This is a genomic window from Pseudomonas sp. LPB0260 (genome assembly GCF_013388395.1).
This window is the reverse complement of the sequence record NZ_CP058247.1, coordinates 5,007,148-5,029,893: the sequence shown is the minus strand read 5'-3', so window position 1 is coordinate 5,029,893 and position 22,746 is coordinate 5,007,148. Positions and strand designations below refer to the sequence as shown.

16 protein-coding genes and 1 pseudogene are annotated in these 22,746 nt (G+C 63.0%); 5 read left to right on the top strand and 12 right to left on the bottom strand.

The genetic code is table 11. The features are described 5' to 3' along the window. The first annotated feature begins 49 nt into the window (after positions 1 to 49). The 3 genes from LPB260_RS22495 (at position 50) to LPB260_RS22485 (ending at position 2,794) form a co-directional block, all read left to right on the top strand. Positions 50 to 1,324 carry a bifunctional O-acetylhomoserine aminocarboxypropyltransferase/cysteine synthase gene (locus tag LPB260_RS22495; protein ID WP_208708080.1) on the top strand — a complete coding sequence of 425 codons (1,275 nt, stop codon included), beginning with the start codon at positions 50 to 52 and terminating at the stop codon, positions 1,322 to 1,324. 55 nt (positions 1,325 to 1,379) lie between these two features. Beyond that, positions 1,380 to 1,814 carry a thioredoxin TrxC gene (gene trxC / locus LPB260_RS22490; RefSeq protein WP_208708079.1) on the top strand — a complete coding sequence of 145 codons (435 nt, stop codon included), beginning with the start codon at positions 1,380 to 1,382 and terminating at the stop codon, positions 1,812 to 1,814. A gap of 182 nt (positions 1,815 to 1,996) precedes the next feature. Next, complete coding sequence (locus LPB260_RS22485; RefSeq protein WP_208708078.1) at positions 1,997 to 2,794, top strand: universal stress protein; 798 nt, start codon at positions 1,997 to 1,999, stop codon at positions 2,792 to 2,794. A 65-nt stretch (positions 2,795 to 2,859) separates the two neighbouring features. Here LPB260_RS22485 and LPB260_RS22480 read toward each other — a convergent pair whose 3' ends face one another. After that, complete coding sequence (locus tag LPB260_RS22480; protein ID WP_208708077.1) at positions 2,860 to 3,636, bottom strand: ParA family protein; 777 nt, start codon at positions 3,634 to 3,636, stop codon at positions 2,860 to 2,862. A 265-nt stretch (positions 3,637 to 3,901) separates the two neighbouring features. Between LPB260_RS22480 and LPB260_RS22475 the strand changes: the two genes are divergently transcribed. Further along, on the top strand, positions 3,902 to 4,330 hold the full coding sequence (locus LPB260_RS22475) for a hypothetical protein (RefSeq protein ID WP_208708076.1): 429 nt from the start codon (positions 3,902 to 3,904) through the stop codon (positions 4,328 to 4,330). Between the two features lie 262 nt (positions 4,331 to 4,592). Here LPB260_RS22475 and hemE read toward each other — a convergent pair whose 3' ends face one another. The 11 genes and pseudogenes from hemE to LPB260_RS22420 all read right to left on the bottom strand — a co-directional run bounded on the left by hemE (position 4,593) and on the right by LPB260_RS22420 (position 20,127). Then, the gene (gene hemE / locus LPB260_RS22470) at positions 4,593 to 5,660 is read right to left on the bottom strand and encodes a uroporphyrinogen decarboxylase (RefSeq protein ID WP_208708075.1); all 1,068 of its coding nucleotides are present in this window, start codon (positions 5,658 to 5,660) and stop codon (positions 4,593 to 4,595) included. 159 nt (positions 5,661 to 5,819) lie between these two features. Continuing rightward, positions 5,820 to 7,238: an FAD-dependent oxidoreductase gene (locus LPB260_RS22465; RefSeq protein WP_208708074.1), complete on the bottom strand. Its 1,419-nt coding sequence runs from the start codon at positions 7,236 to 7,238 to the stop codon at positions 5,820 to 5,822. Between the two features lie 33 nt (positions 7,239 to 7,271). After that, positions 7,272 to 11,720 (bottom strand): glutamate synthase large subunit, encoded by a 4,449-nt coding sequence (gene gltB, locus LPB260_RS22460; RefSeq protein ID WP_208708073.1) that lies wholly within the window; start codon positions 11,718 to 11,720, stop codon positions 7,272 to 7,274. 235 nt (positions 11,721 to 11,955) lie between these two features. Then, positions 11,956 to 13,530, bottom strand: coding sequence for an SPOR domain-containing protein (locus tag LPB260_RS22455; protein WP_208708072.1), 1,575 nt, complete (start codon positions 13,528 to 13,530; stop codon positions 11,956 to 11,958). 7 nt (positions 13,531 to 13,537) lie between these two features. Continuing rightward, positions 13,538 to 14,643 (bottom strand): annotated as a pseudogene (gene aroB / locus LPB260_RS22450) (3-dehydroquinate synthase). A gap of 51 nt (positions 14,644 to 14,694) precedes the next feature. After that, complete coding sequence (aroK, locus tag LPB260_RS22445; RefSeq protein WP_208708071.1) at positions 14,695 to 15,213, bottom strand: shikimate kinase AroK; 519 nt, start codon at positions 15,211 to 15,213, stop codon at positions 14,695 to 14,697. A 3-nt stretch (positions 15,214 to 15,216) separates the two neighbouring features. After that, entirely contained in the window at positions 15,217 to 17,295 is a 2,079-nt protein-coding gene (gene pilQ / locus LPB260_RS22440) for a type IV pilus secretin PilQ (RefSeq protein ID WP_208708070.1), read from the bottom strand. Between the two features lie 54 nt (positions 17,296 to 17,349). After that, complete coding sequence (pilP, locus tag LPB260_RS22435) at positions 17,350 to 17,874, bottom strand: type 4a pilus biogenesis lipoprotein PilP (RefSeq protein ID WP_371926119.1); 525 nt, start codon at positions 17,872 to 17,874, stop codon at positions 17,350 to 17,352. Then, the gene (pilO, locus tag LPB260_RS22430) at positions 17,871 to 18,494 is read right to left on the bottom strand and encodes a type 4a pilus biogenesis protein PilO (protein WP_208708069.1); all 624 of its coding nucleotides are present in this window, start codon (positions 18,492 to 18,494) and stop codon (positions 17,871 to 17,873) included. The genes pilP and pilO overlap by 4 nt, the downstream gene beginning before the upstream one ends. Then, on the bottom strand, positions 18,491 to 19,063 hold the full coding sequence (pilN, locus tag LPB260_RS22425) for a PilN domain-containing protein (RefSeq protein ID WP_208708068.1): 573 nt from the start codon (positions 19,061 to 19,063) through the stop codon (positions 18,491 to 18,493). Before pilN ends, pilO begins: the two co-directional genes overlap by 4 nt. Further along, the gene (locus LPB260_RS22420) at positions 19,063 to 20,127 is read right to left on the bottom strand and encodes a pilus assembly protein PilM (RefSeq protein ID WP_208708067.1); all 1,065 of its coding nucleotides are present in this window, start codon (positions 20,125 to 20,127) and stop codon (positions 19,063 to 19,065) included. The genes pilN and LPB260_RS22420 overlap by 1 nt, the downstream gene beginning before the upstream one ends. Before the next feature lie 184 nt (positions 20,128 to 20,311). On the opposite strand from LPB260_RS22420, the gene LPB260_RS22415 reads away from it, so the two are divergent. After that, on the top strand, positions 20,312 to 22,738 hold the full coding sequence (locus LPB260_RS22415) for a penicillin-binding protein 1A (RefSeq protein ID WP_371926118.1): 2,427 nt from the start codon (positions 20,312 to 20,314) through the stop codon (positions 22,736 to 22,738). The last annotated feature ends 8 nt before the right edge of the window (positions 22,739 to 22,746 follow it).

The window sequence follows — 22,746 nt, the reverse complement described above, 5'->3', positions numbered from 1 at the left end:
ACACTGTCTCCATGCTGCGCTCCTTGCCATCTACCTGAAGGAGCGCCCGATGAAACTGGAAACCCTGGCTATTCACGCCGGCTACAGCCCCGACCCGACCACCAAGGCGGTGGCGGTACCGATCTACCAGACCAGCTCCTACGCCTTCGACGACACCCAGCACGGCGCCGACCTGTTCGACCTGAAGGTCGCCGGCAACATCTACACCCGCATCATGAACCCGACCAACGACGTGCTGGAGCAGCGCATCGCGGCCCTGGAGGGCGGCGTCGGCGCCCTGGCCGTGGCCTCGGGCATGGCGGCCATCACCTACGCCATCCAGACCGTCGCCGAGGCCGGCGACAACATCGTCTCGGTGGCCAAGCTGTACGGCGGCACCTACAACCTGCTGGCCCACACCCTGCCGCGCTTTGGCATCCAGACCCGCTTCGCCGCCCACGACGACATCGCCGCCCTGGAGGCACTGATCGACGACAGGACCAAGGCGGTGTTCTGCGAATCCATCGGCAACCCGGCGGGCAATGTCGTCGACCTGCAGGCCCTGGCCGATGCCGCCCACCGTCACGGCGTGCCGCTGATCGTCGACAATACCGTGGCCACGCCGATCCTCTGCCGCCCCTTCGACCATGGCGCGGATATCGTCGTGCATTCGCTGACCAAGTACATCGGCGGCCACGGCACCAGCATCGGCGGCATCGTCGTCGATTCCGGCAAGTTTCCCTGGGCCGACAACAAGGACCGCTTCCCGCTGCTCAACACCCCGGACCCGTCCTACCACGGCGTCACCTACACCGAAGCCTTCGGCCCGGCCGCGTTCATCGGCCGCTGCCGGGTGGTGCCACTGCGCAACACCGGCGCGGCGCTGTCGCCGTTCAACGCCTTCCTCATCCTGCAGGGCCTGGAGACCCTGGCCCTGCGCATGGAGCGGCACTGCGAGAACGCCCTGAAGGTGGCCGAGCACCTCAAGGCCCATCCACAGGTGGCCTGGGTGCAGTATGCCGGCCTGGCCGACCATCCCGAGCACGCATTGGCCCAGCGCTACATGCAGGGCAAGCCGGCCTCGATTCTGTCCTTCGGCATCAAGGGCGGCCAGGAGGCAGGGGCGCGCTTTATCGACGCGCTGCAACTGGTGGTGCGCCTGGTGAACATCGGCGACGCCAAGTCGCTGGCCTGCCATCCCGCCTCCACCACCCACCGCCAGCTCAACGACGAGGAGCTGGCCAAGGCCGGTGTGCCGCGGGACATGGTGCGCCTGTCGATCGGCATCGAGCATATCGACGACATCCTCGCCGACCTCGATCAGGCCCTGGCGGCCGCCGGTTGACTTGATATTCGCCGCGGCGGCTCCAGATTAGGTCTATCCCGATCCGGAGCCGCACATGACCGACAGCCTGCTGATCCCCTGCCCCGCCTGCAATGGCCTCAACCGCATTCCCGCCCAGCGCCTGGGCGACCACCCCGTCTGCGGGCGCTGCAAGAGCGCCGTGCTGCCGGGCACGCCGCTGGAGCTGACCCAGGCCAACTTCGCCAGCCAGCTCAAGGGTGACCTGCCGCTGCTGGTCGATGTCTGGGCCGACTGGTGCGGCCCCTGCCAGGCCTTCGCCCCGACCTTCGCCCAGGCCGCCAGGCAGCTTCAGGGCAAGGCGCGCCTGGGCAAGCTGGACAGCGAAGCCAACCGGCAACTGGCCGGCCAGCTCGGCATCCGCTCGATTCCCAGCCTGATCCTGTTCAAGGGCGGTGAGGAAGTGGCCCGGCAGAGCGGCGCCCTGCCCCTCGCCCAGCTGCTCGCCTGGCTCAAGGGCCAGGGTATCTGAGCAACAGGCCAGCACGGACCGCGCACCCTCCGCGCCAGCCTAGGGGCGACCGCGAACCGTTGCGGCCAAGCTCGCGGTCAATTGCGGCCGCGCTGACGCCTGACCTTGCGATAGATCAATTCACCGGCTAAGCCTGAATGGATAATAAATTGCAGCCCCCTTCGGCCGGAGATTGCTCTGCCATGTTCAGCCACATCCTCGTCGCCCACGACCTGCGCGACACCGCCGACCTGGCCCTGTGCCGGGCCAGCCAACTGGCCCGGCAGCACGATGCCCGCCTGACCCTGCTGCACGTCCTCGACCCCAGCCACAGCAGCCCGCAACAGGAACAGGCCCGAGAGGCACTGGATCGCAGCCTGACCCGCTACGCACCGCCCGGCAGCGAACTGCTCCTGTGCAGCGGCAAGCCCGCCGAGGTGGTGCTGCAGCAGCTGCAGGCGCTCGGCTGCGACCTGCTGGTGCTCGGCGCCCACCACCAGCGCCACGACTTCTTCTCCGGCACCAGCCTGGACCGCATCGCCCGCAGCTGCCCGGTACCGCTGCTGCTGGTGGCGCGCAACGACTTCCAGCCCTACCAGCGCGCCATCGCCGCCATCGACTTTTCCCTCTGCGCCTGCAGCGCCCTGGGCCAGGCCTATCGCCTGCTGCCAAGCAGCGCCGAACTGCATGCCGTGCACGTGTTCGAGCCGGACAAGGGCACCACCCAGCAGGTCGAGACGCAGTTGCAGATTCAGCAGGCGCTGATCGACCAGCTGATGCAGGACGAAGCGCTGAACCTGCCCAGCCCGGGCCCGCGCCTCAGCCACGAAGTGCTCCACGGCGGCATCCTGCGCAGCCTGCAGGAGCAGCTGAAGGCGCGCCGCAGCGAACTGCTGGTGCTCGGCAGCCATGGCCGCAGCGCCCTGTCCCAGGCGCTGCTCGGCAGCCTGGCGCAACACTTCCTGCACCGCGCCCCCTGCGACATCTTCGTCGTCCGCTAGGGCGCCAGCCTGTTAACCCGCATAGCAAAAAGGCGCCTCACGGCGCCTTTTTGCTTGCCTGACGACTACTGGCCGGCGGCGTTGAGCAGGTCGTGCAGCTCGACAAACTGCTGGGTCAGCTTGTGCCGCGCATCCAGATGGATCAGCGGCGTGCAGGCCTGGTGTGACTCGCGCATCTTCACCGAACTCATCAGGTTCACCGGCAGCACCGGCAAGCCCTCGCTGATCAGCTCGTCGAGCAGCTGCTGCGGCAGGCTGGCCCGCGGCTGAAACTGGTTGACCACGATGCCCTCGACCTCCAATCCCTCGTTATGGTCCTCGCGCAGCTCCTCGATCTCCTGCAGCAGGCCATACAGGGCGTTGCGCGAGAAACTGTCGCAGTCGAAGGGAATCAGGCAACGATCGGCGGCGATCAGCGCGGAAACCGTGTAGAAGTTCAGGGCCGGCGGGGTATCCAGGTAGATCCGGTCGTAATCCTCGCCCAGCTCGTCGAGCAGTTTGCGCAGCTTGTTGATCTTGTGTTTGGCCTCGAGCTTGGGCTGCAGATCGGCCAGCTCGGCGGTCGCGGTGACCACGTGCAGGTTGTCGAACGGCGTCTCGTAGATATCGACCCGGCCCTTCTTGGCGAACGGCCCGCTGGCCAGGGTCTGCTTGAAGAACTCGGCGATCCCCATGGGGATCTCGGCGCCGGTCAGGCCGGTCAGGTAGTGGGTGGAGTTGGCCTGGGCATCCAGGTCCACCAGCAAGGTCCGATAGCCTTGCGCCGCGCTCACCGCCGCCAGATTGCAGGCGATGCTGGACTTGCCCACCCCGCCCTTCTGATTGAACACCACACGCCGCATCGCACACCTCCCTGAGCCCTAAGTGGGGCTGGATTCTATGCAAAGAGCGTGACAAGGGCGAGCCATTTGGTCATCCACTGACTGAGCATGAAGCGAAAGCCTACAGCCATGCTTCGACCACGACTCTTGTCCAGCCATCCAGAGCGCTTAGACATCACAGACGGTGGCCTGTCTGTGAGATCAAGGCCAAATGCCATCAAGCCATGCTAATCTTCGCCGCCGCCTATCGCGGCGGCTGGATAGAAGATAAACGCAAGGAGTTTTCATGAACATCAAACGCTTGGCGCTCGCCACCGGCTTCATCGTGCTTTGCTCGGGTTGTGCAACCGGCCTTAATTCACACCAGAAAGCAGAACTCAAACACTTCGAGGCTCGCGGCCAAGCGGTGAAGGAGAAGGAACCCGGCCTGGGTGCCGCCCTCGGCCTTCTTCCAGGTGGCGGCTCCTTCTATGGGCGCGAGTACGGCTTCGGCGTAGTGAACCTGCTGTTCTGGCCCCTTTCCATCCTATGGGACCCGGTCAGCGGCTACGATGCAGCTCAGTCAATCAACTACGAGGCCACCAAAGCACACCTGTATCGCCAGCAAGAGCGCGAGATGGGCGAACTGGACAGCAAGCTCCAGACCGGGCAGATCGACATCACCCAGTACACGCTGGAAAAGCGCAAGGTCGACCAAAAGTACCGGTACAACTAAGGCCGGCTGGCAGGGCCGAAAGCAAGCCCCCCTCGTCAGAAGGGGCGCTTGCGTTGACGGTGCGCTGAGCGACGCTAGCTAGCTAGCTGACAAGCTCGAACAACGGGCCAGCAGGTACTCGCCGCTGACCCTGCCTATGCAGTGAACTGGCCCTTGAGCAGCGGCAGGCGCGGGCCCGAGTAGCCCCGGCCCCAGCCAGCCCTGAACATGCAGCGCCATAGAGAGGCCGCATCTTCCCAAGGCCTCGCTACTAGGCCAGTGCCTATACGTGGTACTGCGCCGACAACTCGTGCACCGCCTCGAGGAAGGCGCCGGCGTGGGCCGGGTCGACTTCCGGGGTGATGCCGTGGCCGAGGTTGAAGACATGGCCGGAGCCCTTACCGTAGCTGGCCAGGATGCGCGCCACCTCGGCGCGGATGGCCGCCGGCTTGGCGTACAGCACCGTGGGGTCCATGTTGCCCTGCAACGCCACCTGAGCGCCGACCCGGCGACGCGCCTCACCGATGTCGCAGCTCCAGTCCAGACCCAGGGCATCGGCGCCGGTGGCGGCGATGGACTCCAGCCACAGGCCGCCGTTCTTGGTAAACAGGATCACCGGCACCTTGCGCCCGTCCTGCTCGCGGATCAGCCCATCGACGATCTTCTGCATATAGGCCAGGGAGAACTCCTGGTAGGCCGCCGACGACAGGTTGCCGCCCCAGGTGTCGAAGATCTGCACCGCCTGGGCGCCGGCCTTGATCTGGCCATTGAGGTAGCTGGTGACCGACTGCGCCAGCTTGTCGAGCAGGGCGTGCATGGCCTCCGGGTTGTCGTAGAGCATCGCCTTGGACTTGCGGAAGTCCTTGCTGGAGCCGCCCTCGACCATGTAGGTAGCCAGGGTCCAGGGGCTGCCGGAGAAGCCGATCAGTGGTACCCGGCCGTTCAGCTCGCGGCGGATGGTGCGCACCGCGTCCATCACGTAGCCGAGGTCCTGCTCCGGGTCGGGAATCGGCAGGGCCTCGATGTCGGCGGCAGTGGATATGACCTTCTTGAAGCGCGGCCCCTCGCCGGTCTCGAAGTACAGGCCCTGGCCCATGGCATGGGGGATGGTGAGGATGTCGGAGAACAGAATCGCCGCGTCCAGTTGCGGGTAACGGTCCAGCGGCTGCAGGGTGACCTCGCAGGCGAACGCCGGGTTCATCATCAGGCTCATGAAGTCGCCGGCCTTGGCCCGGCTGGCGCGGTACTCGGGCAGGTAGCGACCGGCCTGACGCATCATCCACACCGGGGTGACGTCGACGGGTTGCTTGAGCAGGGCGCGAAGGAAGCGGTCGTTCTTCAGGGCAGTCATGGCAGCGTCCGGTAGAAAAGTGCGGGCATTTTCTCAGACCGGAAAACAAAAGGCACGGCGAGTGCCGTGCCTTTTATCCATTGCGACGATTTGCCTCGCCCGCGCACTCGCCGAGCGCAGCGGCTAGGTCAAGGTGGTGCGCACAGCGCACCCTACCCATCAGACGCCGAGGTAGTCGAGGATGCCTTCGGCGGCGTTACGCCCCTCGAAGATCGCCGTCACCACCAGGTCGGAACCCCGGACCATGTCGCCACCGGCGAAGATCTTCGGGTTGCTGGTCTGGTGCTTGAACTGGCTCTTCTCCGGCGCCACCACGCGGCCCTGGCTGTCGGTCTGGATCTCGAACTGCTCGAACCAGGGCGCCGGGCTGGGGCGGAAACCGAAGGCGATCAGCACGGCTTCGGCCGGGATGACTTCCTCGGAGCCAGGAATCGGCTCGGGGCTGCGCCGGCCGCGGGCATCCGGTTCGCCGAGACGGGTCTCGACCACCTTGACGCCCTCCACCTTCTCCTCGCCGACGATGGCGATGGGCTGGCGATTGAACAGGAACTTAACGCCCTCTTCCTTGGCGTTCTTCACTTCCTTGCGCGAGCCCGGCATGTTCTCTTCGTCGCGACGGTAGGCGCAGATCACGCTCTTGGCGCCCTGGCGGATCGAGGTGCGGTTGCAGTCCATGGCGGTGTCGCCACCACCGAGCACGACGATGCGCTTGCCCTTCATGTCGATGAAGTCTTCCGGGGCCTTCTCGAAACCGAGGTTGCGATTGACATTGGCGATCAGGAAGTCCAGCGCGTCGTAGACGCCCGGCAGGTCCTCGCCCGGGAAGCCACCCTTCATGTAGGTGTAGGTGCCCATGCCCATGAACACGGCATCGTACTCTTCGAGCAACTGCTCCATGGTCACGTCGGTGCCCACCTCGGTGTTGAGGCGGAACTCGATGCCCATGCCGCTGAAGACCTCGCGACGATTGCTCATCACGGTCTTCTCGAGCTTGAACTCGGGGATGCCGAAGGTCAGCAGGCCGCCGATTTCCGGGTTCTTGTCGAACACCACCGGGGTCACGCCGTTACGCACCAGCACGTCGGCGCAGCCGAGGCCGGCCGGACCGGCGCCGATCACCGCGACGCGCTTGCCGGTCGGCTTGACCTTGGACATATCCGGGCGCCAGCCCATGGCGAAGGCGGTGTCGGTGATGTACTTCTCCACCGAACCGATGGTCACCGCGCCGAAGCCGTCGTTGAGGGTGCAGGCACCCTCGCACAGGCGATCCTGCGGACACACCCGGCCGCAGACTTCCGGCAGGGTGTTGGTCTGGTGCGACAGTTCCGCCGCCGCCAGGATGTTGCCCTCGGACACCAGCTTCAGCCAGTTGGGAATGAAGTTGTGCACCGGGCACTTCCATTCGCAGTACGGGTTGCCGCAGCCCAGGCAACGATGGGCCTGGTCGGCGGCCTGGGCCGGCTTGAAGTTGTCGTAGATCTCGACGAACTCCTTCTTGCGCTGACGCAACAGCTTCTTCTTCGGGTCTTTGCGCCCGACCTCGATGAACTGGAAGTCGTTATTCAGACGTTCAGTCATTTCAAAACCTCATCAAACTACTGCAGGCGCAAATCATTGCGGGTTGGCACGGGTGCTGGTGAGCAGCGACTTAAGGCTTGCCGCCTTCGGCTTGACCAACCAGAACTTGCGCAGATAGTCATCCAGGTTCTCCAGCAGGGTACGACCCCACTCGCTGGCAGTCTCCTCGACGTATTCGGCCAGCACGCGCTGCAGGTGGCTACGGTAAGCCTCCATCGCCTCGTTGTTGATCCGCTGGATCTCCACCAGCTCGTGGTTGACCCGGTCGTAGAAGCTGTTGTCCAGGTCGAGCACGTAGGCGAAGCCACCGGTCATGCCGGAGCCGAAGTTGTAGCCGGTCTTGCCCAGCACGCAGACGAAACCGCCGGTCATGTATTCGCAGCAGTGGTCACCGGTGCCTTCCACCACGGTGTGGGCGCCGGAGTTGCGCACGGCGAAGCGCTCGCCCGCGGTGCCGGCGGCGAACAGCTTGCCGCCGGTGGCGCCGTACAGGCAGGTATTGCCGATGATGGCGCTGTCCTGGGTCTTGAACGGGCTACCGGCAGGCGGAGTGATCACCAGCTTGCCGCCGGTCATACCCTTGCCCACGTAGTCGTTGGCGTCACCCTGCAGGTACAGGTTCAGGCCGCCGGCGTTCCACACGCCGAAGCTCTGCCCCGCGGTACCCTTGAAGCGGAAGGTGATCGGCGCCTTGGCCATGCCCTGGTTGCCATGCTTGCGGGCGATCTCGCCGGAGACGCGGGCACCGATGGAGCGGTCGCAGTTGCAGATATCCAGCTCGAACTCGCCACCACTGGCCGCATCGATCGCCGGCTTGGCCAGCTCGACCATCTTCTCGGCCAGCAGGCCCTGGTCGAACGGTGGGTTGCGCTCGACCCCGCAGAACTGTGGCTTGTCGGCCGGGATGTGCTCGCTGCCGAGCAGCGGGCTCAGGTCCAGGTTGCCCTGCTTGGCGGTCTCGCCCGGCAGCACCTCGAGCAGGTCGGTACGGCCGATCAGCTCTTCCAGGCTGCTCACGCCGAGCTTGGCCAGCCACTCGCGGGTTTCCTCGGCGACATAGGTGAAGAAGTTCATCACCATCTCGACGGTGCCGATGAAGTGATCCTTGCGCAGCTTGTCGTTCTGCGTGGCCACGCCGGTGGCGCAGTTGTTCAGGTGGCAGATGCGCAGGTACTTGCAGCCCAGGGCAATCATCGGCGCGGTGCCGAAGCCGAAGCTCTCGGCGCCGAGGATGGCCGCCTTGATCACGTCCAGGCCGGTCTTCAGGCCGCCGTCGGTCTGCACCCGCACCTTGCCGCGCAGGTCGTTGCCGCGCAGGGTCTGGTGGGTTTCGGCCAGGCCCAGCTCCCAGGGCGCACCGGCATAGCGGATGGAGGTCAGCGGCGAGGCGCCGGTACCGCCGTCGTAGCCGGAGATGGTGATCAGGTCGGCATAGGCCTTGGCCACGCCGGCGGCGATGGTGCCGACGCCGGCCTCGGCCACCAGCTTGACCGACACCAGCGCAGCCGGGTTGACCTGCTTGAGGTCATAGATCAGCTGCGCCAGGTCTTCGATCGAATAGATGTCGTGGTGCGGCGGCGGCGAAATCAGCGTCACACCGGGCACCGCGTAACGCAGGCGGGCGATCAGGCCGTTGACCTTGCCACCCGGCAGCTGGCCGCCCTCGCCGGGCTTGGCGCCCTGGGCCACCTTGATCTGCAGCACCTCGGCGTTGACCAGGTACTCCGGGGTCACGCCGAAACGGCCGGTGGCCACCTGCTTGATCTTCGAGCTGCGGGCGGTGCCGTAGCGGGCCGGGTCTTCGCCACCCTCACCGGAGTTGGAGCGCGCGCCGAGACGGTTCATCGCCTCGGCGATAGCCTCGTGGGCCTCCGGCGACAGGGCGCCGAGGGAAATACCGGCGGAGTCGAAGCGCTTGAGGATGGCCTCCAGCGGCTCGACCTGATCGAGCGACAACGGTTGCTCGGCCAGCTTGGGCTTGAGCAGGTCGCGGATCATCGACACCGGCCGGGTGTCGACCAGGGCGCTGTATTCCTTGTACTTCTCGTAGTTGCCCTGCTGCACGGCGGCCTGCAGGGTGCTGACCACATCCGGGTTGTAGGCGTGGTACTCGCCGCCGTAGACGAACTTGAGCAAGCCGCCCTGCTGGATCGCCTTGCGGTTGTTCCAGGCTTCGCCCGCCAGCAGCTTCTGCTCGGCCTCGAGGTCGACGAAGCGCGCACCCTTGATGCGGCTGGCGACGCCACGGAAGCACAGCTCGGTGACCTCGTCGGCCAGGCCGACAGCTTCGAACAGCTGGGCGCCACGGTAGGAGGCCATGGTCGAGATGCCCATCTTCGACAGGATCTTCAGCAGGCCCTTGGAGATGCCCTTGCGGTAGTGCTTGAACACCTCGTAGAGGTCGCCCAGCACCTCGCCGGTGCGGATCAGGTCGCCGAGCACTTCGTAGGCCAGGAACGGGTAGACCGCCGAGGCGCCGAAGCCGAGCAGCACCGCATAGTGGTGCGGGTCGCGGGCGGTGGCGGTTTCCACCAGGATGTTGCAGTCGCAACGCAGGCCCTTCTCGACCAGGCGGTGGTGTACAGCACCGGTGACCAGCGCCGCGTGAGCCGGCAGCTTGCCCGGGGCGATATGCCGGTCGGTCAGCACCAGCAGCACCTTGCCGCCGCGCACCGCTTCCTCGGCCTGGTCGGCCATGTTGCGCACGGCCGCCTCGAGCCCGAGGGTCTCGTCGTAGTTCATGTCGATCAGCTGGCGCTCGAAGCCCTGGCGCTCCAGGGTCATCAAGGCACGCCATTTGGCCGGCGAGATCACCGGGCTGCTGAGGATCACCCGCGCCGCGTGTTCCGGCGACTCGGCGAAGATGTTGCGCTCGGCGCCCAGGCAGACTTCCAGGGACATGACGATGGCTTCGCGCAGCGGATCGATCGGCGGGTTGGTGACCTGGGCGAACTGCTGGCGGAAATAGTCGTACGGCGAACGCACGCGCTGGCTCAGTACGGCCATCGGCGTGTCGTCACCCATGGAGCCGACCGCTTCCTGGCCCTGCTCGCCGAGCGGGCGCAGCACCTGGTCACGCTCCTCGAAGGTGACCTGGTACATCTTCATGTACTGCTTGAGCTGGTCGACGTCGTAGAAGGCCGAACCGTGGTCACGGTCTTCCAGGGTCGCCTGGATGCGCTGGGCATGCTTGCGCAGCCACTGCTTGTAGGGATGGCGCGACTTCAGGCGGTTGTCGATGTCGTCGGTGCCGAGCACCTGGCCGGTCTCGGTATCCACCGCGAGGATCTGCCCCGGGCCGACGCGGCCCTTGGCGATCACGTCTTCCGGCGCGTAGTTCCACACGCCGATTTCCGAGGCCAGAGTGATATAGCCGTTGGTCGTGGTGACCCAGCGCGCCGGGCGCAGGCCGTTGCGGTCGAGCAGACAGACCGCATGGCGACCGTCGGTCAGCACCACGCCGGCGGGGCCGTCCCACGGCTCCATGTGCATCGAGTTGTACTCGTAGAACGCGCGCAGGTCGGCGTCCATGGTCTCGACGTTCTGCCAGGCCGGCGGAATGATCATGCGCACGCCGCGGAACAGGTCGATGCCACCGGTGACCATCAGCTCGAGCATGTTGTCCATGCTCGAGGAGTCCGAACCGACGCGATTGACCAGCGGGCCCAGCTCATCCAGGTCGCCGATCAACTCGTTGGCGAACTTGGTGCGACGGGCCTGGGCCCAGTTGCGGTTGCCGGTGATGGTGTTGATCTCGCCGTTGTGGGCGAGGAAGCGGAACGGTTGCGCCAGCGGCCACTTCGGCAGGGTGTTGGTGGAGAAGCGCTGGTGGAACACGCAGATGGCGGTCTGCAGGCGCTCGTCACCCAGGTCCGGGTAGAACTGCTGCAGGTCGGCCGGCATCATCAGGCCTTTGTAGATGATGGTCTTGTGCGAGAAGCTGCAGATGTAGTGGTCGCTGTCCGCCGCATTGCTCACCGAGGAGCGGCGCCGCGCACTGAACAGCTTGATGGCGAACTCCTGGTCGCTCAGGCCCTCGCCACCGATGAACACCTGCTCGATCTGCGGCAGGCGCTCCAGGGCCAGGCGGCCGAGCACGCTGGTATCCACCGGCACCTTGCGCCAGCCGACCAGGCTCAGGCCGGCGGCGAGGATTTCGCGGTTCATGTTCTCCCGCGCTCGCTCGGCCTTCTCCGGGTCCTGATTGAAGAAGACCATGCCGACGGCATACTGCTGCGGCAGATCGGCGGCGAAATGCTCCCGGGCCATGGCGCGCAGGAAGGCATCCGGCTTCTGGATCAGCAGGCCGCAACCATCGCCAGTCTTGCCGTCGGCGTTGATTCCGCCGCGGTGGGTCATGCATGTCAGCGCTTCGATCGCGGTCTGCAGCAGGTGATGGCTCGCCTCGCCCTGCATATGGGCGATCAGGCCGAAGCCGCAGTTATCCTTGAACTCATCAGGACGGTACAAACCTGCTTTCATAGGGACTCTCACCAGACTGCCTTTTGCAAGGCAATTGCTTTCTAATTCAACCACTTACCGTACGCGCAGGGCAGAGCCCCGGCTTTGCGCAGGCAAAAGGGAGGTCATTGTACATATCCACCCGGCTCGTCACAAATCCTCGTGACGGGCCGATGAAAACTTATGTCGCGAAATCGAAGGAATAGACCGCCCGGTCGTGCTAACGACCGAGCGGTCTGCCAGGCAACGCCCCGCCCTAGCGCGCGGAAGCGATCTCCTGCTTGATACTGGCGAACGTACGCGGCCAGGGCTTGCCCGCCTGCACCTTCGCCGGCAACCCCCTGAGCGCCGCCTGCGCCGCCTCGCGGGTGGCGAAGCTGCCATAGGTCACCACGTACAGCGGCTGTCCCTGATGCAGCTTCTTGAAGTAGTGGTACTCGCCGCCATGCTCGCGCACGAAGGCCTGGGCACTGCTCTCCGCGCGCGCCCCAAGCACTTGCAAGGTGTAACGAGACGGCGCCTGCGCGGCATACCAGCCGGCAACTGCCGGCGCCTGAACCGGCGCCGCGGCGGCGACTTTACGCTCTACCGGAGCCGGCGCAGGCGCAGGCGCAGGCGGCGCTACGGGCTTTACCACCGGCGCAGCAGGCGCCGCGGCAACCACAGGCGCTGCAGCTAGGGGCTTCGGCGTAACTGGCGCCACCGGAACCGGATCGGCCTCGACACTGACGAGGATCTCATCCACCGCCCCCTCCACTTCCTCGGCCGAGCTCAACCCTGCGGCCTGCGCCAACGGCTGACGAATCACCGGCTGCGCCTCCCCAACCAGTGGCAGCGGTAACGGCTGACTGGCACCAGCAAATTCGATGGCCGGCGCCTCTACCGGCGCAACGGCAGGTGCCGCATCGGCTGACACCGCAGGCTGCGCCCCCTGCCCCAATGGCAACTGCGCCGTCGCCGGCGCCAACAGGTCGCCACCAGACTGGCCCTGCATCAGCCACGCAGCCAGCACGCCAACCGCCACCACCACCAGTGCCAGCAGGTGCTTGCGCGGCAGGTTCAAGCCCACCCCCGCGCGTCGCGTCGCACCCTTCTGAGCCAGCATCGCCTCGATCAGCGCCTCCCGCGCGGACTCGTTGATGCCGCCCGGCCAACCCGCGGAATGCTCATGGATCTGCGCCACCTGCTGGTCCGACAGCAACTCGATTCCCTGACCCGCACCCTCTAGGCGCTGCGCCAGATAGGCGCGCGTCTCGTCCTCGCTGTAGGGTTGCAGCGCCAACGCATGGAAACATTCCTCACCTTCGACCAGCGCCTCCAGCCTGGCGACCAATTGCGGCTCGGCGAACAGAAAGACATGCGCACGTCCCTCGGCATTGCCCTCGGCCAGCGCCAGCAGACTGGCCAGAGCCGCGTCACTCAGCTGCTCCGCATCATCGACCAGCACATAGACTTCCTGACCGGTCAGCGCCAACTGCCCGACCTGCGCCAGGATTGCCGAGGGATCGGCCTGCTGAATGTGCAAACCCTGGGCAACCTGACGCAGCACCGCCCCCGGCTCCGCCGCCCCACGGGCAGAAAGCACGACGCTGTGCACCGCCTGTTTGTTGGTGCTGGCCACCAGCGCCTGGCGCAGCAGGGTCTTGCCACTGCCCAGCGGCCCCGTCACCACCAGCAATAGCTGGCTGTAGCGCGCGAGGTGATGCAGCTGACCGAGCACGGGCTTGCGCTGGGCCGGGAAGAACTTGAAGCCCGGCACCCGGGCCGCGAACGGGTCATGGCTGAATTGGTAATGATCGAGGAAGGCCTCGTCAGCGTGCAGACTGGTCATTGGGCACTCATTGGTTTTTTAACTGATCCACCAGCGCCGCGTAATCCGCGCAGAGGGTGGCATGCAAAATCTCGCGCGAAAAATCGGCGGTCACCACCGCCTCGCCCAGGCGACGCAGCAGGACCAACCGCAGGCGGCCGTCGAGGACCTTCTTGTCCACCGCCATGTGCTCGATAAAGTCGTCGGGTTGCATATTACTCGGCGGAACCACCGGCAACCCGGCGGCCTGAAACAGCCGAATCGCCCTATTCTGGTCCGCGACGCTAATCCAGCCCAGGCGCATGGACATCTCCAGGGCCATGACAGTGCCCGCCGCAACAGCCTCACCATGCAGCCAGACGCCATAGCCTTGATGGGTCTCGATGGCATGGCCGAAGGTATGCCCCAGATTGAGCGTGGCACGCACGCCCGATTCGCGCTCGTCGGCCCCCACCACCCGCGCCTTGGCGGCACAGGAGCGCTCGATGGCCGAGGTCAGCGCCACCTGGTCCAACGCTCTCAGCGCCGCCATATTGTCCTCGAGCCAGGAAAGAAACGGCTCGTCGCAAATGAGTCCGTACTTGATCACTTCCGCCAGCCCCGCGGATAGCTCACGAGCCGGCAGGGTGGCTAGGCTGGCCGTATCGATCACCACCGCCTGAGGCTGATAGAAGGCTCCCACCATGTTCTTGCCAAGCGGATGATTGATGCCCGTCTTACCGCCAACCGAGGAATCCACCTGCGACAACAGCGTGGTCGGCACCTGAATGAAATTGACCCCTCGCTGATAACAGGCCGCGGCAAAGCCGGCCATATCGCCAATCACCCCGCCCCCAGGGCGATCACCGTGGTACGCCGATCATGCCGAGCGGTCAGCAGGCCATCGAAGATTTTCTGCAAGGTCTCCCAGGTCTTGTACGCCTCACCGTCTGGCAGGACGATGGAGGTCAGCGCATAGCCATTCAAGGCGGATTCGAGAGCATTGAGATAGAGCGGCGCCACCGTCTCGTTGGTGACGATGGCGACCTGCCGCCCGACTATGTGTGGTGCCAGCAAATCGGGGCGCAACAGCAAATCGGCACCGATATAGATGGGATAGCTGCGCTCACCGAGATCGACCTGAAGAGTTTGCATGGAGCCCCCGAGTTTAAAAGGGCCCTAGGATAGCGCAGTTCAGGCCGCGCTTTAACGGGGCGGCAACGCCTCCAGACGCTCCAGTATTTCCTGCACGACCATACGCGGCGGGCGCTCGTCGGTTTCCACGACTACATCGGCAATTTCCCGATACAGCGGGTCGCGTATCGCCAGCAGGTCGCTGAGCACCTTGGCCGGATCTGCGGTGCGCAACAAAGGCCGATTGCGATCACGCGAAGTGCGGTCGAGTTGCTGAACAACCGAGGCATGCAGGTAGACGACGCGCCCGCCCCGCCTCAGCGCCGCGCGATTTTCCGGACGCAACACCGCCCCGCCCCCGGTCGCCAGCACCATGCCATCGACCTCGCACAGCTCGGTAATCACCGCCTGCTCACGCTCACGAAACCCTTGCTCGCCCTCGACATCGAAAATCCACGGAATATCGGCCCCCGTGCGCTGCTCGATTTCCTTGTCCGAATCCTTGAACGGCAAACGCAGCTCTTTGGCAAGCAAGCGCCCGATGGTGCTTTTGCCGGCACCCATCGGGCCAATGAGGATCAAATTTCTCACAAACTATCGGCTCACAGATATGGCCTGATTGTTCATGATACGCGGAGTGAGAAAGACCAGCAGCTCCGACTTACTATCCTTTACAACATCTCGCCGGAACACGCGCCCAATGAAAGGAATATCACCCAGCAACGGAACCTTGTCGACCGACTTACTCTGAGTATTGGAGAACACGCCGCCGATAACAATAGTTTCGCCGTCCGCCACCAATACTTTCGCATTGACCTCGTTCTTATTGATCGCCGGAACGCCCCCACTTGCCGCAGCGTTAGAAAAATCAGGCGCATCCTTGGTAACTTTGACCTCCATGATAATCCGGTTGTCCGGGGTAATCTGAGGCGTAACCTCAAGGGAAAGCGCAGCCTCTTTGAACGAGGTAGTAGTCGCACCACTGGAGCTCGCCTCCTGATAGGGCACTTCGGCACCCTTCAGAATCTTGGCCGTCTCCTTGTCCGAGGTAACCACCTTGGGCTGCGACACCACCTCACCATTACCGGTTTTCTCCATAGCCGACAGCTCAAGGTCCAGCAAAGTATTATTGGTGATAAAGCCCAAATTGAGCCCGGTATTTGCTCCCGCCGCTCCTAGATCAACAAAGGTACCCGCCTGGAAGTCAACCGGGTCCGAACCCTTGATCAGACTGTTGCGCCCCCCAACGATAAAATTGTTATCAGCGAGACTTACGCCGCGCCACTCAACACCAAGGGCCTTATCGTAATCGACATTGGCCTCGACAATCCGCGCTTCAATCATCACCTGCCGAACCGGAATATCGAGCTGAGACACAATTCGACGCAACTCATCCAGCCGATCCTGGGTCTGATACGCAATAATACTGTTGGTTCTATCATCGACCGTAATAGAACCTCGCTCATCGGGAGCTCCTTCCACGCTAGTAACCGACTGAAACAACTTAGCCATATCCGCCGCTTTCGCGTAATTAACCTGAATCAACTCACGACGCAGCGGCGCTAGCTCGGCAATCTGCTTCTGGGCTTCCAGCTCCTGGCGTTCACGAGCAGCTATCTCATCTGCCGGCGCGACCAATAACACGTTGCCAACCTGTCGTTTATCCAGCCCCTTCGTTTTGAGCACCAAATCCAGAGCCTGGTCCCAAGGGACGTTCTGCAAGCGCAAGGTAATATTGCCCTGCACTGTATCGCTGGCAACCAAATTCAAATCCGTAAAATCAGCAATCAACTGCAACACCGAGCGCACATCGATGTCCTGAAAATTCAGCGAGAGCTTCTCTCCGGTATACGCAAAACGCTCTGTCTTGCGTTTTTCGACCTCATCTTGGGTTAAGGGTTTGATACTCAGCGTTAACTTATTATCTGTCTGGTAAGCCAGATAATCGTAGAGCCCGCTAGGCTCAATGATGATGCTCGCCCTATCGCCAGAGCCTGTGGCGCTAACAAACTGTACTGGCGTTGCAAAATCTTTTACGTCCAAGCGCACACGCAAAGCTTCAGGCAATTGCGTCTTTGCGAAGTCCAAACGAATCTTGCCACCCTGCTCTTGGATATCAGGGCTCACCGAAGCATCTGACAGGGTAATTACAACGTTACCCTCGCCTTGCTCGCCGCGCTGAAAATCGATATCACTAATAGCTTTTCGTTGAGGCGCATACACCTTGGCTGCAGGAGCCACAGCAACAGGCGCCGCCGAAGTCATTGACTGTGCAGCAACGGAACCTCTACCGGCTCCCTCCCCCACCAGCACGTACAGATTAGAGCCCTCGACGCGCGTACTATAAGGAGCGAGATTCGTCAGATTAATGATTAGACGCGTACGATCCTTTGCCTCGACCACCGTAACGCTGCGCGCATTGCCCACACCCAGCTCACGATTCTTCGCCCCTAGCTTGTTGGACACCCCGGGCAGATCCAATGCGATACGCGCTGGCTGCTCGATCGTGTACCCGCGCGGTGCGAGAACTGGTTCGTCGAACGTCAACTTTAATTCAACTCTATCACCCGGCAGGGCCGCCACATCAAGCGCCTGCAGGTCCGCAGCCAACAGCGCCGGCGATAGCAACATCGCCGACAGAGAAATACCTATACGTGAAAGGGAGCTATTCATTATCGTATTCCGTTGGGCAGACCAGTTATTTTTCTTCATACTCACTTCGCTCCCTCAAGAGCGCTCCTTAAGGGAGAGGCTTCGCGGCCGTTCCAACCAGCCACCCTCACCATCTGGAACGATTTCAACTACGTCAACTTTCGATTCGTCAATCGCAAGAATACGACCGTGATTGCGCCCAAGGTAATCCCCGACTTTGACACGGTGCACACCACCAGCACCGCTCACCAACGCATATACGGCTTCGTCTTTCGCAAGAGTACCGACCATCTCGAAAACCTCGATATTGAAGCCTTCAAGAAACTGCCTGACCCGCGCCTCATCCGGCTTAACTTCTTGCGAGCCCTTTTGACGGTTGGCCATATCTATCTTGATTGGCGGCTGAAACGGACTTCGCAATGCGGCAGCGCTGTAGGTAAAACTTTCATACGGCTGAAATTTTGGAAGCGGCTCAATTGCACCCTTGGGCCGAGCACGGACCTCGTCCATGTATGCCTGCAAATCGCCGAAATCGTTATCCGCCCCACAACCCGCTAACGACGAAACAAGCAGAAGCAGCGCAGAACGAATAATCTTCATGGCTGCACCCCCTTGTCGTTATAACGATATGTCTTGGCAAGGATACTCATGCGTAGCTTCGATGTACTATCAGTCTCAGCCGGCGTCAGCTCAAAGTCGTGCAAAGTCACAATGCGCGGAAGACTGGCCACACCACTGACAAAGGTTGCGAGGTCATGATAGGCACCCACCACTTTAATCTGGATGGGCAGCTCAATATAGAATTGCTGCGCGGCCTCTGGTAGAAGTTTGATCTCCTCAAACTCCAGGCCACTGCCCAAGCCGGTCCGGGTTATATCCTCCAGCAAGCCCGGCACTTCTGTATCTCCTGGAAGTTGCTTGAGCAGCGCCCCAAAGGAAACCTCCATCTCTTCCATTTGCGCCCGATATGCCTCTAGGTTGGCCGCCTGGAATGCCTTTGTCGCGAACTGCTGCTTGAGCACATCCTCCTGAGCCTGCTGCCCCTCCAATTGCACTTGTAAATCCTGCAAATGGAAGTTGTAGCCCAGCGCCAATACCGCCACAAACAAGATAACCCCAGCAATGAACTTTACTGCCGCTGGCCAAGAGCCGACATTATTAAAATCTAAATCACTGACATCAATTTTGCGTAAGCTCTCTAACGATTCGCTCAGGCTCATTTCACAGTCTCCTCAGCTTCAAGTCCGGGCTGAGTCTGCTGAACGGTCAGCTTGAAAACGTTAGCCTGATCGATCGCGCCAGCCGTGACCGCCTTGACCTCCGTCAAGTTTGGAGACTCCAGCCATTCGGAAGAATCCAAGTTACGCATCAAGTTGGAGACCCGGTTGTTTGACTCCGCAGCCCCGACAATGGCGATATTTTTTCCAGTCAGCTTAAGGCCCGTAAAATACACGCCATCCGGCAAGGTCCTGACCAGCTGATCGAACACTCGCCCAATGATCGGCCGATTACCTTGCAGGTCCTGAATGATCTTCATCCGCTCCAGCAATTGCTCGCGTCGGGTCTTCAGCTCGCTGATCTCCTTGATGCGGGCATCCAGCACGGCAATTTCCTTGCGCACGAACTCATTACGCGCATTCTGCTGCTCGATTGCCCCATTCAGATACTGATCACCGAGAAACACGATACCGGCCGCAATCGCCAAGACTCCGCCGAGCGCGACCAGGAAGCGCTGCTTGCGTTCCTCGCGCAATTGCTCGCGCCATGGAAGCAGGTTAATCCGTGCCATTAGTCAAAACTCCTCATGGCCAGCCCACAGGCAATCATCAACGATGGCGCATCACTGGCCAGCGCCCCGGCATTGACCCTGCCGCCCAGCGCCATGTCGGCGAACGGGTTGGCCACCAGCGTTTGAGTGCCGATCTTCTGCTGGATCAGGCGGTCCAGATCCGGAATGGAAGCCGTGCCACCCGCAAGCAGGATGTAATCGACATCGTTGAACTGACCCGCCGCGAAGAAGAACTGCAACGAACGCGACACCTGCTGCACGACCGCTTCCTTGAACGGCTGCAACACCTCGCTGTCATAGTCGTCTGGCAGGCCGCCCTGCTTCTTCGCGAGCCCCGCCTCCTCCACGGATAGACCGTAGCGCCGCTGGATCTCCTCGGTCAGCTGCTTGCCACCGAACAACTGCTCGCGGGTATAGATGGTGCGGCCGTTGTGCAGCACGCTGAGGGTCGTCATCGTCGCGCCGATATCGACCACGGCCACGGTCAACTCCTCCTGGCCGCTGCCCAGCTGCTCGGCAAGCAAGCCGTAAGCCCGCTCCAGCGCATAGGCTTCGACATCCACGACCTTGGCCGTCAGTCCAGACAGGGCCAACGCCGCCTCGCGGACCTCGACGTTCTCCTTGCGGCAAGCCGCCAGCAGCACTTCGACACGCTCGGGATTTCTTGGCGAAACGCCCTGCACCTCGAAGTCGATGGCCACTTCCTCAAGCGGATAAGGGATGTACTGATCAGCCTCGATCTTCAGCTGGTTTTCCAGCTCATCGTCGGAGAGCCCCGCCTCCATCTCGATGGTCTTGGTGATCACCGCCGAGCCGGCCACCGCAACGGCCACCGACTTCACGCCGGTCTTGGCCTTGCTGAGCACACGGGAAAGCGCCTGACCGACACCCTCCAGCTCGGCGATGTTCTTCTCGACCACAGCATTTGGCGGGAGCGGCTCGACTGCGTAAGCCTCTACCTTGTAGCGGCTTCCGGAGCGACTCAATTCGAGGAGCTTGACCGAGGTCGAGCTGATATCGATCCCCAGCAGCGTATTCGCATTCTTATTGAAGAGCCCTAGCACGACCGATTTCCTATTGGCATCCGCGACTTACGGACTATTTATGTTTTTTCACATTAAATAACAGTCTTGACAGAAGCGCAAATGGCTCCCCAGGAAAAAAAACGCTTATAATGTGAACAGTTTTCCCCTTTTGACTCCGCCTTCCGCTTAACTCGTTCTTTTATCTGGAAATCCAAGAATCTTGATGCGTCTGCTGAAGTTTTTCTGCTGGTCTTGTGTCGCCGTCTTTTGCGGGCTGTTACTCAGTTTGAGCGGCGCGTTCCTCTATCTTAGCCCGAGCCTCCCGTCCGTCGAGTCGCTGCGCAGCATTCAGCTGCAGATCCCACTGCGCGTCTACAGCAGCGATGCCAAGCTGATTGCGGAATTCGGCGAGATGCGCCGCTCGCCCATCGCCTTCGCGGACATCCCGGCGGACTTCACCAACGCCTTGCTCGCCGCCGAAGACGACAACTTTGCGAATCATTATGGCGTCGACGTGACCAGCCTGTTGCGCGCTGCCACGCAAATATTGAAAAGCGGGCACATCCAGACCGGCGGCAGCACCATCACCATGCAGGTGGCGAAGAACTTCTTCCTCACCAGCGAGCGGAGCTTCTCGCGCAAGATCAACGAGATTCTCCTGGCGCTGCAGATCGAACGCGAGCTGAGCAAGGACGAGATCCTCGAGCTCTACGTCAACAAGATCTACCTCGGCAATCGGGCATACGGCATCGAAGCCGCAGCCCAGGTCTACTACGGCAAATCGATTCGCGAGCTGAGCCTGGCGCAGATGGCGATGATCGCCGGCCTGCCGAAAGCCCCCTCGCGCTTCAATCCGCTGGTCAACCCGACCCGCGCCCAGGAGCGCCGCGACTGGATTCTCGGGCGCATGCGCCTGCTCGGCCGGATCGATCAGCAGCGCTATGAACAGGCGCTGGCCGAGCCGATCGACGCCAGCCACCACGTCCCCACCCCGGAAGTCGCCGCCCCCTACGTGGCGGAAATGGCCCGCGCGGAGATGGTCGGGCGCTTCGGCAGCGATGCCTACACCGAGGGTTTCAATGTCACCACCACGGTGCCGAGCGATCTGCAGGCCACGGCCAATCGGGCGGTGCGCGAGGGCCTGATCGACTACGATCAACGCCATGGCTATCGTGGACCGGAGAGCCGGCTGCCCGGCATGACCCAGCAGACCTGGCTGGGGGAACTGGCCAAGCAGAGCTCCCTGGGCGGCCTCGAGCCGGTCATCGTCACCCAGGTCGAAGCCAGTGGCATCCTCGTCCTCACCCGCAGCGGCGCGGAAGAAGCGGTCGCCTGGGACAGCATGAAATGGGCGCGCCCGTTCCTCAACACCAACAGCCTGGGCCCGCGACCGAAGCAGCCGGCAGACGTGGTCCAGGTGGGCGACCTGGTGCGCGTGCAGCGCCAGGAGAACGGCAGCCTGCGCTTCGTCCAGCTCCCCGCGGCGCAGGGCGCGCTGGTCTCGCTCGACCCGCGCAACGGCGCCATTCGTGCCCTGGTCGGCGGCTTCTCCTTCGAGCAAAGCAACTACAACCGCGCGGCGCAGGCCAAGCGCCAACCGGGCTCGAGCTTCAAGCCGTTTATCTACAGCGCCGCACTGGACAGCGGCTACACCGCCGCCAGCCTGGTCAACGATGCGCCGATCGTGTTCGTCGACGACTACCTGGATCAGGTGTGGCGGCCGAAGAACGACAACAACACCTTCCTCGGCCCGATTCGCCTGCGCGAGGCCCTGTACAAGTCGCGCAACCTGGTGTCGATCCGCCTGCTGCAGGCCATCGGCATCGAGCAGGCCCTGGACTACGTCAGCCGCTTCGGTTTCAACAAGCAGGATTTGCCGCGCAACCTGTCGCTGGCCCTGGGCACGGCGAATTTGACGCCCCTCGAGGTGGCCACCGGCTGGACGGCCTTCGCCAACGGCGGCTACAAGATCCAGCCCTACCTGATCGAGCGCATCGAGGACCGCCAGGGCCAGCCACTGTTCATCGCCAACCCGCCGAGCGTACCGAGCGCGCAAGCCGGCGAGGCGAAGCCGAACGAGGACGGCCTGATCACCACCGCCCACGCGAACGCCACGCCATCCAATCCCAGCGAGCCCGTGGTCGCCGAGCAGATCATCGACGAACGCACCGCCTACATCATGACCAGCATGCTGCAGGATGTGATCAGACGCGGCACCGGGCGGCGGGCCATGGCCCTGGGCCGCGACGACCTGGCCGGCAAGACCGGCACCACCAACGAGTCCAAGGACAGCTGGTTCTCCGGTTACAACGCCGACTATGTGACCACGGTCTGGACCGGCTTCGACCAGCCGGAAAGTCTCGGGCGCCACGAGTACGGCGGCACCGTCGCCCTGCCGATCTGGATGAGCTACATGGGCGAAGCTCTCAAGGACAAGCCCAGCCACCCGCCGGTGGAACCCAGCGGGCTGCTGACCCTGCGCATTGATCCACACAGTGGCCGTACGGCCCTGCCCGGCACGCCGGATGCCTACTTCGAGGTCTTCAAGAGCGAGGACTCGCCGCCGCCGATGAGCGAGCTCGATCCGGGGCTGGGTATTCCCGGCAGCCCGCTGCCCGCAGACGAAGTGGCGCCGCTGGACCTGTTCTAAACACCCGG